Annotated in this window: 14 protein-coding genes; 8 read left to right on the plus strand and 6 right to left on the minus strand. The window is 62.0% G+C overall.

The features are described from left to right. The 3 genes from QMK33_RS09210 to QMK33_RS09220 form a co-directional block, all read left to right on the plus strand. Positions 1-1,508, plus strand: a 1,508-nt coding sequence (locus QMK33_RS09210; RefSeq protein WP_283564292.1) for an acetyl-CoA carboxylase biotin carboxylase subunit, incomplete at its 5' end; no start/stop codon positions are given. 161 nt (positions 1,509-1,669) lie between these two features. After that, the gene (locus QMK33_RS09215; protein WP_349361714.1) at positions 1,670-3,049 is read left to right on the plus strand and encodes a gluconate:H+ symporter; all 1,380 of its coding nucleotides are present in this window, start codon (positions 1,670-1,672) and stop codon (positions 3,047-3,049) included. Positions 3,050-3,096: 47 nt separating this feature from the next. Further along, on the plus strand, positions 3,097-3,645 hold the full coding sequence (locus QMK33_RS09220) for a hypothetical protein (protein WP_283564293.1): 549 nt from the start codon (positions 3,097-3,099) through the stop codon (positions 3,643-3,645). A gap of 21 nt (positions 3,646-3,666) precedes the next feature. Here QMK33_RS09220 and QMK33_RS09225 read toward each other — a convergent pair whose 3' ends face one another. After that, positions 3,667-3,894, minus strand: coding sequence for a hypothetical protein (locus QMK33_RS09225; RefSeq protein WP_283564294.1), 228 nt, complete (start codon positions 3,892-3,894; stop codon positions 3,667-3,669). A 576-nt stretch (positions 3,895-4,470) separates the two neighbouring features. On the opposite strand from QMK33_RS09225, the gene QMK33_RS09230 reads away from it, so the two are divergent. Beyond that, a complete protein-coding gene (locus QMK33_RS09230; RefSeq protein WP_283564295.1) occupies positions 4,471-5,301 on the plus strand; it encodes an IS5 family transposase in 831 nt (276 codons plus the stop codon). A gap of 271 nt (positions 5,302-5,572) precedes the next feature. On the opposite strand, the gene QMK33_RS09235 is transcribed toward QMK33_RS09230, so the two are convergent. Continuing rightward, on the minus strand, positions 5,573-6,640 hold the full coding sequence (locus QMK33_RS09235; protein ID WP_283564296.1) for a LacI family DNA-binding transcriptional regulator: 1,068 nt from the start codon (positions 6,638-6,640) through the stop codon (positions 5,573-5,575). 507 nt (positions 6,641-7,147) lie between these two features. On the opposite strand from QMK33_RS09235, the gene tal reads away from it, so the two are divergent. The 4 genes from tal to QMK33_RS09255 all read left to right on the plus strand — a co-directional run bounded on the left by tal (position 7,148) and on the right by QMK33_RS09255 (position 10,879). After that, entirely contained in the window at positions 7,148-8,290 is a 1,143-nt protein-coding gene (gene tal / locus QMK33_RS09240) for a transaldolase (protein ID WP_283564297.1), read from the plus strand. A gap of 299 nt (positions 8,291-8,589) precedes the next feature. Next, a complete protein-coding gene (locus QMK33_RS09245; RefSeq protein ID WP_283564298.1) occupies positions 8,590-8,793 on the plus strand; it encodes a glycoside hydrolase family protein in 204 nt (67 codons plus the stop codon). A 236-nt stretch (positions 8,794-9,029) separates the two neighbouring features. Next, positions 9,030-10,205: an MFS transporter gene (locus tag QMK33_RS09250; RefSeq protein ID WP_283564299.1), complete on the plus strand. Its 1,176-nt coding sequence runs from the start codon at positions 9,030-9,032 to the stop codon at positions 10,203-10,205. Positions 10,206-10,300: 95 nt separating this feature from the next. Further along, entirely contained in the window at positions 10,301-10,879 is a 579-nt protein-coding gene (locus QMK33_RS09255; protein ID WP_283564300.1) for a hypothetical protein, read from the plus strand. Between the two features lie 282 nt (positions 10,880-11,161). Here the strand turns inward: QMK33_RS09255 and araA are convergent, their stop codons facing one another. From araA to QMK33_RS09275, 4 genes are all read right to left on the minus strand, one after another. After that, positions 11,162-12,649, minus strand: a complete 1,488-nt coding sequence (araA, locus tag QMK33_RS09260; protein ID WP_283564301.1) for an L-arabinose isomerase — start codon at positions 12,647-12,649, stop codon at positions 11,162-11,164. 78 nt (positions 12,650-12,727) lie between these two features. Further along, entirely contained in the window at positions 12,728-13,429 is a 702-nt protein-coding gene (locus tag QMK33_RS09265; RefSeq protein WP_283564302.1) for an L-ribulose-5-phosphate 4-epimerase, read from the minus strand. Further along, positions 13,426-15,156, minus strand: a complete 1,731-nt coding sequence (locus QMK33_RS09270; RefSeq protein WP_283564303.1) for a ribulokinase — start codon at positions 15,154-15,156, stop codon at positions 13,426-13,428. Before QMK33_RS09270 ends, QMK33_RS09265 begins: the two co-directional genes overlap by 4 nt. A 104-nt stretch (positions 15,157-15,260) precedes the next feature. Beyond that, positions 15,261-16,469 (minus strand): aldose epimerase family protein, encoded by a 1,209-nt coding sequence (locus QMK33_RS09275; RefSeq protein ID WP_283564304.1) that lies wholly within the window; start codon positions 16,467-16,469, stop codon positions 15,261-15,263. Positions 16,470-16,801 lie beyond the last annotated feature (332 nt).

The raw sequence follows: 16,801 nt of genomic DNA on the forward strand, positions 1-16,801 counted from the left end.
AAAAAATAGCGAAGCTCCTGGTTGCCAACCGCGGCGAAATTGCCCTGCGCGTACTGCGCTCGGCCAAGGAAATGGGCATTGCCACCGTGGCCATCTACTCGGAGGCCGACCGCCTCTCGCCCCACGTGCGCTACGCCGACGAGGCCGTGTGCGTGGGCCCGCCCGCCTCAAAAGACAGCTACCTGCGGGGCGATAAAATCATCGAAATCTGCCACGAGCTCGGCGTCGATGCCATTCACCCCGGCTACGGCTTTTTGAGCGAGAATGCCGGCTTTGCCCGCGCCGTGCGCGCGGCGGGCCTCCTGTTTGTGGGCCCCAGCCCCGAGGCCATGGAAATGATGGGCGACAAGCTCTCGGCCAAGCAGGCCGTGAAGGCCTACGGCATTCCGCTGGTGCCGGGCACCGACGAGGCCATTTCCGACGTGGAGGCCGCCAAGCTCATTGCCCAGGAAGTGGGCTTTCCGATTCTTATCAAGGCCTCGGCCGGCGGCGGCGGCAAGGGCATGCGCCTGGTGCACCACGTAGGCGAGTTTGAGGAGCAGATGCACCTGGCTGTGAGCGAGGCCGTGTCGGCGTTTGGCGACGGGGCGGTGTTCATTGAGAAATTTGTGACCGGGCCGCGCCACATCGAGATTCAGGTGCTGGGCGATGAGCACGGCAACATCGTGCATCTGTTTGAGCGCGAGTGCTCTATCCAGCGCCGCCACCAGAAGGTGATTGAGGAAGCGCCCTCCTCGGTGCTTACGCCCGCGCTGCGCGCCGAGATGGGCCGCTACGCCGTGGACGTGGCCCGCGCCTGCCAGTACGCGGGCGCCGGCACCGTCGAGTTTTTGCTCGACGACCAGCACCGTTTCTACTTCCTGGAAATGAACACCCGCCTGCAAGTAGAACACCCCGTGACGGAGCAGATTACGGGCCTCGACCTGGTGAAGGAGCAGATTCGGGTGGCCGAGGGCCAGCCCCTGCCCTTTACCCAGGACGACCTCACCATCACGGGCCACGCCCTGGAGCTGCGCGTGTACGCCGAAGACCCGCAGAACAACTTCCTGCCCGACATCGGCCGCCTCAGCACCTACGTGCGCCCCCAGGGCCCCGGCGTGCGCGTGGACGATGGCTTTGAGCAGGGCATGGACATCCCGATTTACTACGACCCCATGATTGCCAAGCTGGTAACCACCGGGGCCACCCGCGCGGAGGCCATCGAGCGCATGCTGCGCGCCATTGAGGAATACCAGATTACGGGCATCGAAACCACGCTGCCCTTCGGCACCTTTGTGCTGAAGCACCCGGCCTTCGTGAGCGGCAACTTCGACACCAATTTCGTGCGCGACCACTTCAGCGCTGCCGTGCTGGCTCCCACCCTGCCCGACGAAGGCACCGCGCAGGTAGCGGCCGCCCTGGTAGCCATGCTGCTGAGCGAGAAGAAGCCCGCCGCCCCGGCGGTGGCGGGGGAAACTGCAAGCGCAACGGGTTCGGCGTGGCGGCGCAACCGGCTGGGAGTGGGATAGGCGCTAAACTTGCAGCGTGAGCGTTGCGATTCTCTTGCAACAACCAAATAAAGCACGTCATGCTCATCTGTCGTCCACGCAGTGAAGCATCTCTACCGCATCGTTGGATGAATCAGTAGAGATGCTTCACTGCGTGGACGACAGATGAGCATGACGTGCTTGTGTTTTTCTCATTTCTCTCGCTCACTTCCTTCTCCCACCCAGCGCTCCCCCACATGACGCTCCTCATTATCCTACTGGCGGTGCTGGCGCTCATCGTGCTCATTAGCTGGGGGAAGGTGAACGCGTTTCTGGCATTTTTGCTGGTGACCATTCCGGCGGGGCTGGCGCTGGGGCTGGCCCCGGCGCGGGTGATGGCGGCCGTGCAGCAGGGCCTCGGCGATACGCTGGGCTCGGTGGCGCTGGTGGTGGTGCTGGGGGCCATGCTGGGCAAGCTGGTGGCCGACAGCGGGGCCGCCCAGCAAATTGCCGCCACGCTCATCAAAGCCTTCGGCACCAGGCACATCCAGTGGACGCTGATGGTGACGGGCTTCATCGTGGGCATTCCGCTGTTTTACAACGTGGGGTTTTTGCTGATGATGCCGCTGATATTTTCGGTGGTGTACCAGTACCGGCTGCCGGCCGTGTACGTGGGCCTGCCAATGCTGGCGGCGCTATCGGTGCTGCACGGGTTTTTGCCGCCCCACCCCTCGCCCACGGCGCTGGTGGTGCAGTTTCACGCCGATATGGGCCGCACGTTTTTGTACGGGCTGCTGGTGGCGGTGCCGGCCATTATTATCGCCGGGCCGCTGTATACACGCACGCTCAAGGGTATTGTGTCGCAGCCGCTGGCCACGTTTGTAGCCGAGCCGGTGCCCACTGAGGCGCTGCCGGGGCGGGTCAATAGCTTCGTGTCGTCGCTGCTGCCGGTGCTGGTGCTGGGCGTGGTGCTGGGGCTGCGGGCGGCGCTGCCGCCCGGCGGGCCGCTGGCCCCGGCCCTCAACTTTCTGGCCGACCCCGGCGTGGTGATGCTGCTGTCGCTGGTGGTGGCTACGTTCAGCCTGGGGACCAGCCTGGGCAAGAGCCGGGCGGCCATCATGGAGGCTTACGCGGCCGCCGTGCGCGACGTGGCCCCGATTCTGCTCATTATTGGCGGGGCGGGCGCGCTTAAAGAAGTGCTGGTGGCCAGCGGCGCCAGCAGCCAGATTGCGGCCGGCCTGAGCCATACCGGGCTGCCGCCGCTGGTACTGGGCTGGCTCATTGCGGGCATCATTCGGGTGTGCCTGGGCTCGGCCACGGTGGCAGGCCTCACGGCGGCGGGCATTATGCTGCCCACCATGGCCCACTCGCCGGCCAACCCTAATTTGATGGTGCTGGCCATTGGGGCGGGCAGCCTGCTTTTTTCGCACTTCAACGACGGGGGGTTCTGGCTGTTTAAGGAGTATTTCAACCTGTCTATCAAGGACACGCTGCGCTCGTGGTCGGCCATGGAAACCATTGTGTCGGTGGTGGGGCTGCTGGGCGTGCTGCTGCTCGACTGGGCGCTGCCGCTGCTGGGGTAACAAGGGCTAACGCGGGCCACATTTACGGGCTTTATAGCTTCTGCCGTATGCTTTACCTGGTGCGCGACCGCTTATTTCCGGTGCTGGTTTTTCTGCACGCGCTGCTGGCGGGGGCGCCCCCGCACGACGACCACGGGTACTTTGCGCGGCTGGGCCGGCGCTACGCCGTGGCGCGGGTTGCGCGGCTGCCGGCACCCATCGCCGAAAGCTCGGGGCTGGCCCGGGGCGATTCGGCCGGGCTGGTGTGGACCCACGGCGACGGGGGCACGGCCGCCACGCTGTACCTGGCGGGGCTCGATGGCCGCCTGCGGGGCTCCCTGCCGCTGGCCCCACTCGCTAATACCGATTGGGAGGAGCTAGCCCGCGACCCCGCCGGGCGCTTCTATATCGGCGACTTTGGCAACAACCGCAACGACCGGCGCGACTTGGCCATCTACCGCGTTGCGCCGGGCGCGGGGCCGCCCCGTGTCGATACCATCGCCTTTCGCTACCCCGACCAGGCGGCTTTTCCGCCCCCGCCGGCCCGGCGGCACTTTCGATTGCAAGGCGATGTTTTTCTACAACGACACGCTGCCCCTGTTTACCAAGGACCGTAGCCGGGCGCACTGCACGCGCTACTACGTGGTGCCCGCGCGGCGCGGCCGCTGCGCGATAGCCTGCGGCTCGGCACGCTCGTAACGGGGGCCGCCCTGCGGCCCGATGGCCAGGCCGTGGCGCTGCTCGACTACGGGGCCATGTTTGTGTTTGCGGGGCCACCCGGCCGGCAGCTTTTTTAGCAGACCAAGGCATATCGGCGGCGGCTCGCCACCGGGCAGGCTGAAAGTGTGGTTTTTCTCAACAACCAAGACCTGCTTTTCAGCAAAGAGCGGGGATGGCTGTTCCGAGCGGCGTACCGGCCCAAAGGCAAATAACGGGCTAATAAGTAGTAGGGTTAATTAAGTATAATAACTTGTAAATCATTAATTTACAAACAATACATCTCGCCCTGGCGCGACGACTCGCGCACGAGCAGTAACGCACACTAGCTTTTGGCGTGGAGGACGCAGCTCTATTAGTGCACCAGCGGCAAAGTGAGAGACAGGTAGCACTCATGCTGAGGCTGTTAGCGAGCCTATGATTAACTTTTTAACCGATATATCAACTAATTTCGTTATCCCTAACTACCCTCAAAAAACGATAATTACTTGCTAGTCGAGTCTTTTTGCGTTTTGCGAGAATTTCTTATTAGTTTATATATACCCACTATTGATAGGGGAAAAATAAGCCAGGGCCAAAAAAGAAAATAAAACCAACCCGAAACAGGCCAAAACAGCAGCGTACATACAGAAGCTGTTTAGGAAGTAGGCAGCCGAGCGCAAAACAGAAAAGACTCCCACAAAAGCGGGAAATTTGAGGTGCGATCCATCTCCTTTCCCTCCTTTATGGAAGTCCTGAGCAAAGATATGATTACCCGCTGGCTCCTGCCCCACCTGCCCGTGCGCAACGGGGGCCGCCGCTGCACCGCCGACCTGGCCGAGGTGGTCGGAGCCATCTGCTACAAGCTCAAAACCGGCTGCCAGTGGCGCTGGCTGCCGGTCAAGGCCCTGTTCACGGGCGAGCCGTTGAGCTGGCAGGGGGTATACTACCACTTTAACGCCTGGAGTAAGCAAGGGGCCTGGAAAAATCTGTGGCTCACGAGCTTACGCTTGCATCGGCGTACCCTCGACTTGTCCAGCATCCAACTCGATGGCAGCCACACGCTGGCCAAGAACGGCGGGGCCGCCATCGGCTACCAGGGCCGTAAAGCGGGCCGCACCACGAACGCCCTGTTCCTGGCTGACAACCAAGGCCTACCGCTAGCCGTGGCCACGCCTCAGGCGGGCAACCAGCACGACACGTTCGAGTTGGCGCGCGTCTTCGCCGAGTTATGCGACCTGCTCGAAGCGGCCGAGCTGCGCCTGGAAGGGCTGTTCCTGAACGCTGACAAGGCCTTTGATGTCAGCAGCTTGCGCCAAGCCTGCGCTCAGCGTGACATCGAGGTCAACATCCCGCGCAACCGACGCTCGGCCGACTGGCAGACCGACGATGACACACCATTCGACCCGGAACTCTACCGCCGGCGCCTGGTTATCGAGCGGCTCAACGCCTGGCTCGACGGCTTCAAAGCCCTGCTCGTGCGCTACGAAACCAGCCTGCAAAACTGGCTGGCGCTGCACTGGCTCGCCTTTACGGTGCTGCTACTGCGTAAAATCGCGCCGCCTCCTACTTCCTAAACAGCTTCACAGCTACAAAAGCAGTTATCGTTGCAATAATTGTAGACCCACGAGGTCTTGTAAGCACGTATTTGTAGTCAGCAGTGAGCTTAAGATTACCAAGAAGCATCAGACACACAAGTAATACGAGTAGTGGTACCAATACCCATAAAGTGAGGTAGGATGAGTTGTTGCTGTAAGCTTGGCCGCCAGCTGGCAGGGAGACCAGTAGCGCAGCACAGTCTTTTCTGATGAATATCAAACCCGTACAGGTGAGGTAAGTAGTCTTAGTTCAACGCCCTTGTGCTTGCCCCTGGCGCGACGACTCGCGTACGAACAGCTCGGGTTGCAGCACCACCTGGCGCTGGGTGAGGGGCGCATCGGGCGCGACGGCCAGCTCCAGAAACAGGCGCACGGCGGCCTGGCCCATTTCCTCGCAGCGCTGGTCTACGGAGGTGAGCTGGGGCTCGGTGATGGCCGTGAAGCCCTCGTTGCTGAAGCCGGCCAGGGCAACATCCTGCGGCACGCGGATGCGCTGACCTTTAAGCACTTGCAGGGCCCCGAGAATGGCCGAGTCGCCGGCGGCAAACACGGCGTCCACGGGGTTGGGCAGGGTTAGCAGCTGGCGCATGGCGTGGGCCCCGTCCTCGGTGGTCATGTCGGAAATGATAATCAGCTCCTCGTCGGGGGCGATGCCGAAGGCGGCCAGCGCATCGAGGTAGCCCTGGCGGCGGTGCTGGTAGATGTTGAGGTGCGGCGGGCCCGAGAGGTGCGCAATGCGGCGGCAGCCCTGCTCCAGCAGGTGGTGCGTAACCTGAAACGCACCTTCGCGGTCGTTGAGCACCACGGAGTTAACCAGCTCGGTGGCCGGCGTGCGGTCAAAAAACACCAGCGGCACGCCCCGGCTGCGCACCTTGTCGAAGTGGTGGTAATCGAGGGTGTTGCGGGCCACCGACACCAGTACGCCCGCCACCTGGGCGTTGAGCAGCGTTTCGACGTTGCGGCGCTCCAGCTGCACATCTTCGTGCGACTGGCACACGATAACGCTGAAGCCGGCCTTGCTGGCGGCCTGCTCAATGCCCTGAATAACAGAGGGAAAGAACTTACCTTCGATGTAGGGCACCACCACACCCAGCAGCCGGCTCTGGCCCTTGCGCAGAGCGGCGGCGAGGTGGTTGGGCTGGTAGTTGAGCTTCTTGGCCAGCTTGAGCACGCGCTGTTTGGTAGCCGCCCCAATGCTGTGGTGGTCGCTGAGCGCGCGCGAAACGGTGGTCATGGACACGCCCAGCTCGCGGGCCAGGTCGGCCATCGAAACGGCGGCGGGGGAAGCGCCGGGCGCTTGCTTTTTCGGGGGAGTCATGGGGGGCAGCATCGGCTGGCTACGCTAAAACGGTAAGCAGGCAGTGCTGACAAATTTAGGGTAATTTCCAGAAGGCCCTGCATAAGGAATTGGCAGACAGCGAGCGTACAACGGCGCATTACCCTAAGCTACCAACCAAGCTATGCGCAAACGTCATGTAAATGAACTAACATGCAAATCAGGCGAGCTAAAAGCCGCGAGCACAAGTGCTAGAGGCCCGGCCGAGGCCATACAGTGGCGCACGCTGGTGCTGCAACTGGCTTGGGGTGGTTACCTGCTGCTTCACAGCTATGACGCCCACGACCAAAGGTGCCCCAAGCTGCGTATCGAGCCGCTGGCCTGGAGCCCCGGCGGCTGGCCCACCGTGGCCGCCAAGCCGTGGCCACCGGCCCGCCAGCCCAACCTTGGCCCCGCCCAAACTGTTGGTTTGTACGTACTACCGGGTAGCCGGCCCTGGTTAGCGCAGGCAGGCACCACCCTCCTATTTTTCACCCAAGTTTCCTTGCCATGAATCCGTTAGTTGACATTCGCCGCCTCGACCAGAGCCTGTGGCTTGATTTTATCAGCCGTAAAGTGCTGCAAAACGGTGAGTTGAAGCGCCGCATCGACGAAGACGCCCTGCGCGGCGTAACCTCCAACCCAGCCATTTTTGAGAAAGCCATCGGCGGCTCGGCCGACTACGACGACACCATCAAGGCCCAGGCCGAGCAGGGCAAATCGGCCGACGATATTTATATGGGCCTGGCCGTGGCCGATGTGCAGGCTGCCTGCGACCTGTTTAAGGAGCTCTACGACAGCCACGATAACTCCAGCGACGGCTACGTGAGCCTGGAAGTATCGCCTCGGCTCGCCCACGACACTGCCGGCACCACTGCCGAAGCCCGCCAGCTGTGGCAGGCCGTGAGCCGCCCCAACGTGATGATAAAAGTGCCCGCCACGCTGGAGGGCCTGCCCGCCATCCGCACGCTCATTTCGGAAGGCGTTAACATCAACGTAACCCTGATTTTTGGGCTCGACCGCTACAAGGCCGTGACCGAAGCCTTCATCGCTGGCCTCGAAGACCGGGTGAAAGCCGGCAAATCGTTGGCGCGCATCGACTCAGTAGCCAGCTTCTTCCTCAGCCGCATCGACGTGCTGATTGACCCGCAGCTGGATAAGATTGTGGCCGCGGGCGGCGACAAAGCCAAGCTGGCGGAGCCGCTGATTGGCGAGGTGGCCATTGCCAGCGCCAAGGTGGCGTACCAGCTGTATAAGGAAATTTTTGCCGGCGCGCGCTGGCAGGCCCTGGCCGACAAAGGCGCGAACACCCAGCGCCTGCTGTGGGCCAGCACCGGCAACAAAAACCCCAAGTACGACGACCTGAAATACGTGGAAGGCCTTATCGGCCCGAAGACGGTGGACACGGTGCCGGTCGAGACGATGGATATTTTCAAGGAGCGCGGCAAGCCCGCCGATACCCTGGAGCAAGGCCTCGACCAGGCTCAGGCCGTGTTGCGCGACCTGCCCAAGGTGGGCATCGACCTCGATGCGCAAACGGCCCAGCTCGAAAAAGAAGGCGTGCAGAAATTCATCGAGCCCTTCGGCAAGCTGATTGACTCGGTGGAGAAAAAGCGGGCAGCGGCCGTGGATGGGGCCAAGCAGACCGCGTAACCGGTAGCGCCTCTGCCTAAAAAAGAACGTCGTACTGAGCTTGCCGAAGCATCTCTACCGCATCGTTAGGTTAGTAACCCGGGCAGTGCGAGTGAGATGCTTCGGCAAGCCCAGCACGACGTTCTTTTTTATATAAGTCTTTGATTTATAGTTTTTTATATTATCTTAACAAGAATGACCTTTACCGCTTTGGTGGCTAGCCTGGGCCTGCTGCTAGCCGCAGGAGCATTACCGTAATGCACGAGTAGCTGTGCTTGTGCTTTTCCTCCACCGACACAGTGAACTGAACCGAGCACCTGATGCCGCTGAAAGTCAGTGACTTTACCGGGGCCAAGGACGATGCCTGGGCCTCGCAGGTGCTTGCGCGCAACGGCCAGTTTTGCTGGTGCGCGGCGGTGGAGCACGGCAGCACTCCGGGCCAGGCCATTGGGGTGGGGGTGGCTGACAATGCGGCGGGGCCGCCCAAGAATGCCCGCGGCTCGGCGCCAGCATGCATTGATTAGCTGAACTATAACGAGGACGGCACCCTGCTGCGTGTGCAAATGACGAGCGAGGGCGTACGCCCGGCCAGGGAATCCGTATAAGGCGCTTCGCCTACTCTTTCCAGCCCACCCACTCCTACCTGGCCGCTCGGCCGGGGTGGGCGGGGGTGGGTTTTTTAGTGGGGTGAGTTAGTGGGGTGAGCCAGCGGGCGACGGTAGTTTTGAGGGGGCGCAGGCCCGCATGATTTCAGGTTTTTATGACAGCAACAACGAAGAGCCGGGTGGCGGTGAGCGCCTTCTTTTTCTTGCCCGGCCTGTGCTTTGCGAGCTGGGCCTCGCGCATACCCGACATCAGCGCCAAGCTAGGCATGAACTCGGGGCAGCTGGGCCAGCTGCTGCTGGCCATTCCGATGGGGTCGCTGCTGTCGCTGCCGCTGGCGGGCTGGCTGGTATCGAACTGGGGTAGCCGGCGCACAGTGCTGCTGGCGTCGGTGCTCTACGCCTGCTTTTTGCCGCTGCTGGGCTGGGCCGGCAGCTTCTGGACGCTGGCCCCGGCGCTGGCGCTGTTTGGCTTCGCGGGCAACATGCTCAATATCGCCGTGAATACGCAAGCCATTGGCGTGCAGCAGTTTTACGGCAAGCCCGTTATGGGCAGCTTTCATGGGCTATGGAGCCTGGCGGGGTTTCTGGGCGGGGCGCTGGGCACGGTGCTCATTGGCTGGCACCGGCCACCGCTCCAGCATTTTTTGCTGGTGCTGGTGGTGTGCCTGGTCATTGCGGGCTGGGCCCATGGCAACACGCTGCGCCGCGACGTGGGCAAAACCGACGAGAGCGGCCCCGGCCTCAGCCTGCGCCACCCCGACCCCTACCTGCTGCGCATCGGCCTCATCGCCTTTTGCGGCATGATGAGCGAGGGGGCGATGTTTGACTGGGCGGGCGTGTACTTCCAGCAAGTGGTGCGGCCCGATGCGGCACTCGTCACGGCCGGCTACGTGGCCTGCATGAGCACCATGGCGCTGGGCCGGTTTCTAGCCGATTATTTCACCCACCGCTTCGGCACAATGCGGATGCTACAAATAAGCAGTGTGCTCATTGTCAGCGGCTTGGCACTAGCCGTGGGCTTTCCGTACCTGGTGCCGGCGGTGGGCGGCTTTTTGCTGATTGGCTTCGGCATTGCCTCGGTGGTGCCGCTCTCCTACAGCTCGGCGGGGCGGGCCACGTCGGTGTCGCCGGGCGTGGCGCTGGCGCTGGTGTCCACCATCGGCTTTTTAGGCTTTTTGCTGGGGCCGCCGCTCATTGGCTTCCTAGCCCAGATTTTTACCTTGCGCACGGCCTTTGGCATGGTGGCCATCGTGGCCACGGGCATTGGCGTGCTAGCCTCGCTGCCCAACCCGGTGCCGGCGGCGGCCGGCCAGGCTGAGCCGGTGGCGTAGCTACTAGCGGATTGGGACGGGCTCTTTATCAGCTTAATTATCGAGTCGTTGCCCCGCCCCGCCGGCGCAGCCGGCCGAGCTAATTTTCTACTCCAATGACCCCTGCACAAGCGCGTCAGCTCATTACCCTGTTAGCCTCCCGCGGTGTTCTTTTTGCGCCGGGGCTCTCCGAAAGCGAGCTTACGCAGCTGGCGCAGACGTTTGGCGTAGTCTTTCCACCTGATTTACAGCTGTTTTTGCAAACGGCCTTGCCCGTGTCGCCCAAGTTTGCCCACTGGCGCTATGCGCTAAATGCTCCGGCCGGGGCACATGAGCTGCGCCACAGGCTGGCGGGGCCATTGGAGGGCCTCTTATTTGATGTTAAAGTGAATACATTCTGGTACGCTGGCTGGGGAGCCGCCCCAGCCGACGCTACGCTACGCGAACAGCTTGTGCGTCAGCAGTATCCGCAATACCCGGCGTTGCTTCCTGTTTATAGTCATCGCTACCTGCCCGCTCACCCGCCCCTTGCCGGCAACCCAGTCCTGTCAGTCTGGCAAACCGATATCATCTATTACGGCAATGATTTGGCCTCCTATTTCGCGAATGAATTCGGGTTTGAGCTGCCCCGAAACTTTGAACGGCTGGCCGAGCCGAAGAATAAAATAGATTTTTGGGATACGTTAGTAAGTTAACCATTTATAATATAGGTAATTACTGCGAGGGCAGCCGGCTCAACGCCGGCTGCCAATCCCGGTTGGCCCAGGCGTAGTAGATAATGGCCGGGCGCGGGCGCAGCACGGTGCTTAGAGGCTGGCCGGGGCCGCCGTTTGGGCGCTGGCGGCCAGCGTGCCTAGTAACGTGAGCACCACTAATTGGGAGGCAAGTTGCAGTTGCACAGAAGGTTGAGACGGGTGGAAAATAGTGGGCGACGCTAACGTGGTGCCCCAAAGGGGTCCCGTGAGGCGCACGCCTGCCTAACCCCGAAAGGCTACCTCGTTGAACCGCAGCTCGTTTTTGAACGTGCGCAGCTTGGTGTCGGCATTAATGATAACGAACTCGATACCAGCCATTTCGGCAAAGTCTTCGAGGTATTCGCTGGTCAGGTTCTGGCTGTAGCCGGTGTGGTGGGCACCACCGGCCAGTATCCAGGCGGCCGCGCCGGTGGCGAGGTCGGGCTTCACCTTCCAGAGCACGCGGGCCACGGGCAGGTGGGGCAGGTCCTGCGCGGGCAGCACGGCTTCTACTTCATTGACAATCAGGCGGAAGCGGTTGCCCAGGTCGATGATGGTGGCGTTGAGAGCCGGGCCGGCGGGGCAGTTGAACACCAGGCGCACCGGGTCCTCTTTACCGCCAATGCTGAGCGGGTGCACCTCGGCGCGCACTTTGCCTTCGGCAATGCTGGGGCAGATTTCGAGCATGTGCGAGCCGAGCACCTGCTCGTTGCCGGGGGCGAAATGGTAAGTGTAGTCCTCCATAAAGGAGTTGCCGCCGGGCAGGCCGGCGCCCATCACCTTCATGGCGCGCACCAGGGCCGCGGTTTTCCAGTCGCCCTCGCCGCCGAAGCCGTAGCCATCGGCCATGAGGCGCTGGGTGGCAATGCCGGGCAGCTGCTTCATGCCGTGCAGGTCCTCAAAGGTGTCGGTGAAGCCCTTGGCGTTGCGGTCGGTCAGAAACTTGCGCATGCCCAGCTCGATGCGGGCCGCATCGCGCAGGCTTTCGCGCTTGGTGCCGCCATCCTTCAGGTCGTCGGCCAGCTCGTAATCGGCTTCGTACGTGGCAATTAGCTCGGCAATCTGCGCGTTGGTCACCTCGTTGGTCACGGCCACCAGGTCGCCGATGCCGTAGGTGTTCACCTCGTAGCCAAACTTGATTTCGGCTTCCACCTTATCGCCTTCGGTTACGGCTACGTAGCGCATATTGTCGCCGAAGCGCACGAAATGCGCGCCCTGCCAGTCGGCCCAGGCGCAGGCCACCCGGCCCCAGATACCAAGGCGCTCGTGCACGTCGGCGCTCTGCCAGTGGCCCACTATCACCTTGCGGTTGAGGCGCATACGGGCCCCGATGAACCCAAACTCGCGGTCGCCGTGCGCCGACTGGTTGGTGTTCATAAAGTCCATGTCAATGGCATCCCACGGAATATCGCGGTTGAACTGCGTGTGCAGGTGGGCCAGCGGCTTCTGCAATATTTTCAGACCGTTAATCCACATCTTAGCCGGCGAGAAGGTGTGCATCCAGGCAATCAAACCCACGCAGTTGGGGGTCGTATTGGCCTCCTGCATCAGCTTATAAATCTCGGTCGGGCCGGTAAGCACCGGCTTGTACACGATTTTGATGGGCAGCTTGGTACCGAGCTCCGCGGCAATCTGCTGCGAGTGCTGGGCTACCTGCTCCAGGGTTTCGGGGCCGTAGAGGTGCTGGCTGCCGGTGATAAACCAGGCTTCGTAATTCGAAATGTCAATCATGGTAGTAGCGCGGACTTTCAGTCCGCGAGTATGTTTTCTTGAATAAGTTACCAGGCAGTCGCGGACTGAAAGTCCGCGCTACGATTGCCCGTAATAAGAATTCGCACCGTGCTTGCGCTCGTAGTGCTTTTTAATCAACGCATCCTTTAGGCGGGCTACGCCAGGCTTCAGCGTGCAGCTGAGGTAAGCCAGGTGGGCCACTTCTTCGAGTACCGCGCTGTGGTACACGGCTTTCTCCACGGTTTTGCCCCAGGTGAAGGGCGCGTGGTTGCCCACGAGTATCATCTCCACTTCGGCGGGCGAGAGGCCGCGCTTCTTAAATTCGTTGATGATTTGCCAGCCGGTTTCGTGCTCGTAGTCGCCGGCAATCAGCTCGTCGCGCATGAGCGGCGCGCAGGGCACGTCGGCGGTGAGGTGGTCGGCGTGGGTGGTGCCCAGGATGGGAATATCGAGCTGCGCCTGGGCCCAGGCGGTGGCGTAGGTGCTGTGCGTGTGCACGATACCCCCAATATTCGCCCACTCCTTAAAGAGTAGCGCGTGGGTTTTGGTGTCGGAAGAAGGCCGTTTGGTGCCTTCCACCACGTTGCCCTCAAAGTCCACAATCACGATGTCCTCGGCCTTCAGCGTGGCGTAGGGCACGCCGCTGGGCTTAATGGCGAACACGCTCTGCTCGCGGTCCACCACGCTGGCGTTACCGAAAGTGAAGAGCACCAGCCCGAGAGCGGGCAGCTGCATGTTGGCCTCGTAGCAGGTCTGTTTCAGGTCTTGGTACTGGCTCATGCGGTAGCGACGGCTTGCGTTTCGGTTTCGGCTACTGGCTCGGCTTGGGCGGCTGTGGCGCTTTCCACAAACTGGCCCAGGGCCTGGTACTGCGCGTAGCGGGCGGCGTAGTCGGCCACGCGGGCGGGATTGGGGGTGTAGGTTTCGGCAAAGCCGCTGCCCAGCGCCTTTTGCGACGCGAGCACGTCGGGGTACACGCCCGCCGCCACGGCCGCGTACATGGCCGCGCCGAGGGCCGGCGCCTGCTCCGAGACGGCGATTTTGATGGGCCGGTCGAGCACGTCGGCCAGGGTCTGCATCACGAAGGCCGACTTCTTGGCCACGCCCCCGATGCCAATCACTTGCTTAACCGGAATACCCTCACTTTCAAAGCGTTCCACAATCTGCTTCGAGCCGTAGCAGATGGCCTCGACCAGCGCCCGGAAAATCTGGGGGGCCGAGGTGCCCATCGTCAGGTTCAGCAGCGCGCCCTTGAGCGCCTGGTTGGCGTCGGGCGTGCGGCGGCCGTTCACCCAGTCGAGGGCCAGCACGCTGCTCTCGGCGGGGTCCACCTCGGCGGCCGCCTGGGTGAGCTGGCGCAAGAGGTTGTCGCTCAGCTCCTGGTGAAACAGGGCCAGCTGCTCGGCGCTCAGCACCTGCGAGTGCGCCAGCGTGGCGGCCTGCAAGGGCCACTCCAGCAGCTGCCGGAACCAGGCCAGCAGGTCGCCAAAGGCCGATTGGCCCGCTTCCAAACCCACCATGCCGGGAATCACCGAGCCATCGACCTGCCCGCAGATGCCGGCCACCAGGCGGTCGCCGACCTCGGCCGTGGGCGCTACTACGATATCACAAGTGCTGGTGCCCATCACCTTCACCATCGAGTACGACTCTATCTCGCCGGCCACGGCGCCGGCGTGGGCATCGAACGAGCCCACCGCGATTACCGTGTTGGTAGTCAGGCCCAAGCGCTCGGCCCACTCTGCCGATAAATGCCCGGCTACTTCATCAGCCGTGTACGTTTCCGTGAACAATCGATTGCGTAAACCAGCCAGCTTTAGTTCGAGGTGGGTCAGGAACTCCTCGGGCGGCAGGCCGCCCCAGCTAGCGTGCCACATAGCCTTGTGGCCGGCGGCGCAGCGGCTGCGCTTGAACCCGACCAGCGGCTGGCCCGTGAGCGTAAGCGTAAGCCAATCGCAGTGCTCCATCCAGGAATAGGCGGCTTTCGCCACGGCCTCATCCTGACGGGTGATGTGCATGATTTTCGCCCAAAACCACTCCGACGAGTAGATGCCCCCGGAGTACTTGGTGAAGTCTTCGCCGCCCCAGGTGCGGGCCTTGTAGTTGATTTCGGCGGCTTCGGCCAGGGCCGTGTGGTCTTTCCAGAGCACAAACAGCGCGTTGGGGTTTTCGGCAAACTCGGGCAGCATGCCCAGCAACTGGCCCTGCTCATTCACGGGGCCCGGCGTAGAGCCGGTGGTATCGATGGCAAGGCCGATAATCTGCGCGGCGGGCACCTGAGCGGCCACTTCGCGCACGGTGGCTTCGAGGCCCTCCAGGTGGTCGAGCGGGTGCTGGCGGAAGCGGTTTTTGGCCGGGTTGCAGTACTGGCCCCGCTTCCAGCGCGGGTAAGTATGGACGGCTTGCTCGACTTCGGCCCCGGTGCGGGCATCCACAAGGAGCGCCCGCACCGAGTCGGTGCCATAGTCGAGGCCGATAACGTAGGCCGGGGAGGCGAAGGGAGTTGGCACGATTAGTAAATGAGTAAGTTGGTAGGTGAGTAAATGAGCAAAAGGTTTAGCAGTAAGCGAGTAGGCAACTGATTCACCTACTCACTTACTCAGCTACTCATTTGCTACTTCCGCACCCCAAACGTGTAGCTGGTGGTGGTGTGGTACGTCTCACCCGGCTTGAGAACCGTGCTCGGGAACTTAGGCTGATTAGGCGAGTCGGGGAAGTGCTGGGTTTCGAGGCAGAAGCCGGCGTGCTTGCCGTATACGGTGCCGTTTTTGCCGGTGAGCGAGCCGTCGAGGAAGTTGCCGGTGTAGAACTGCACGCCGGGCTCATCGGTGGTTACCTCCATGGTGCGGCCGGTGGTGGGCTCGTACACGGTGGCGGCGCTGTGCTGGCCGGTGGCCTGGTTCAGCACCCAGTTGTGGTCGTAGCCGCCGGGCACCTGCGCAATGCGCTCGCCAATAGCGTGGGCCGTGGTGAAGTCGAAGGACGTGCCCTTCACGGGCTTCAGCTCGCCGGTCGGGATGAGGCTGGCATCCACCACCGTGTAGCGGTCGGCCGGGATGGTTACCTGGTGGGCCAGCACATCCTTGCTTTGGCCCAGGGCCAGGTTGAAGTACGCGTGGTTGGTGAGGTTGACGGGTGTGGCCTTGTCGGTGGTGGCGGTGTAGTCGATTTGGAGGGCGTTGTCGGCGGTGAGGGTGTACACCACCGTCACGGTGAGGTTGCCGGGGTAGCCCTCTTCGCCGTCCTTGCTGAGGTAGGTGAGCGTGAGCGTTTCGCCCGCGGCCGAGGTGCCAGCCTTGGCGGCCCACACCTGCTGGTTGAAGCCCACGTTGCCGCCGTGCAGCGAGTTGCCATTATTGTTAATACCTACGTGATAGGTCTCGCCCTCAAGGGTAAACTGGCCCTTGGCAATGCGGTTGCCGTAGCGCCCGATAAGCGCCCCAAAGTAGGGGTTCGACTTGCGAAATGCCGGGCTGAGGTAGCCATCTACCTTGTCAAAACCCAGGATAACGTCGCTGAGCTTGCCGTCCTTATCGGGCACGAGCAGGCTGGTGAGCGTGCCGCCGTAGGTGCTGATGCTGGCCTTGAGGCCGTTCTTGTTAGTAAGGGTAAAAAGCTGGATTTCGGTGCCGTCGGCAGTTTTGCCAAACGAAGTGGAAGTTGGCATGGAAGAGGCGCTGGTGCCAGGAGCAGCCGAGTCGGCGGGGGCCGTGGCAGCGGCCGTTTCCTGGCTGGTGGGAGTGGAATTGGACGAGCAGGCGGCCAGCAGTAAGGCGCTGCCGAACCCGAGGGCAAATATGCCAGAGCGGGGGGAGATGGACATTGTCAGAAAGGAAAAAGAGTAAAAAACGGGCACTTTTTGCGTAAATATGCCCCTTTCGCGGCGCACCTGCACCAGGTAGCTGCTCGCCCTGGCTGGTGCCGGGGGCTGCCGGGGCGGGCAACTGGGCACAACGGGTAGCGCGAGCCGGCGCATCCTGGGTACGGACTCTCTTATTAGGAGTGAGAAGGGTTGGGTGAGAAAAGTGAATGTAAGAAAGAAATTTATGCACACAATCGATTGTGTACTTCGCGTTAAAAAACGCTGCTGCCTTACTCGAATGACCTGGAATATGCCTGCTCAAAATGATGCCACTATGGGAATAACGCAACAAG

The sequence above is a fragment of the Hymenobacter sp. H14-R3 genome, assembly GCF_030063445.1.
GTDB lineage: Bacteria > Bacteroidota > Bacteroidia > Cytophagales > Hymenobacteraceae > Hymenobacter.

Excerpts from the sequence above, each read along its gene's own strand:
- QMK33_RS09220 (WP_283564293.1), top strand. The coding sequence starts at position 3,097 with ATGCTTTACCTGGTGCGCGACCGCTTATTTCCGGTGCTGGTTTTTCTG.
- QMK33_RS09250 (WP_283564299.1), top strand. The coding sequence starts at position 9,030 with ATGACAGCAACAACGAAGAGCCGGGTGGCGGTGAGCGCCTTCTTTTTC.
- QMK33_RS09265 (WP_283564302.1), bottom strand. The coding sequence starts at position 13,429 with ATGAGCCAGTACCAAGACCTGAAACAGACCTGCTACGAGGCCAACATG.
- QMK33_RS09255 (WP_283564300.1), top strand. The coding sequence starts at position 10,301 with ATGACCCCTGCACAAGCGCGTCAGCTCATTACCCTGTTAGCCTCCCGC.
- araA (WP_283564301.1), bottom strand. The coding sequence starts at position 12,649 with ATGATTGACATTTCGAATTACGAAGCCTGGTTTATCACCGGCAGCCAG.
- tal (WP_283564297.1), top strand. The coding sequence starts at position 7,148 with ATGAATCCGTTAGTTGACATTCGCCGCCTCGACCAGAGCCTGTGGCTT.
- QMK33_RS09230 (WP_283564295.1), top strand. The coding sequence starts at position 4,471 with ATGGAAGTCCTGAGCAAAGATATGATTACCCGCTGGCTCCTGCCCCAC.
- QMK33_RS09235 (WP_283564296.1), bottom strand. The coding sequence starts at position 6,640 with ATGACTCCCCCGAAAAAGCAAGCGCCCGGCGCTTCCCCCGCCGCCGTT.
- QMK33_RS09275 (WP_283564304.1), bottom strand. The coding sequence starts at position 16,469 with ATGTCCATCTCCCCCCGCTCTGGCATATTTGCCCTCGGGTTCGGCAGC.
- QMK33_RS09245 (WP_283564298.1), top strand. The coding sequence starts at position 8,590 with ATGCCGCTGAAAGTCAGTGACTTTACCGGGGCCAAGGACGATGCCTGG.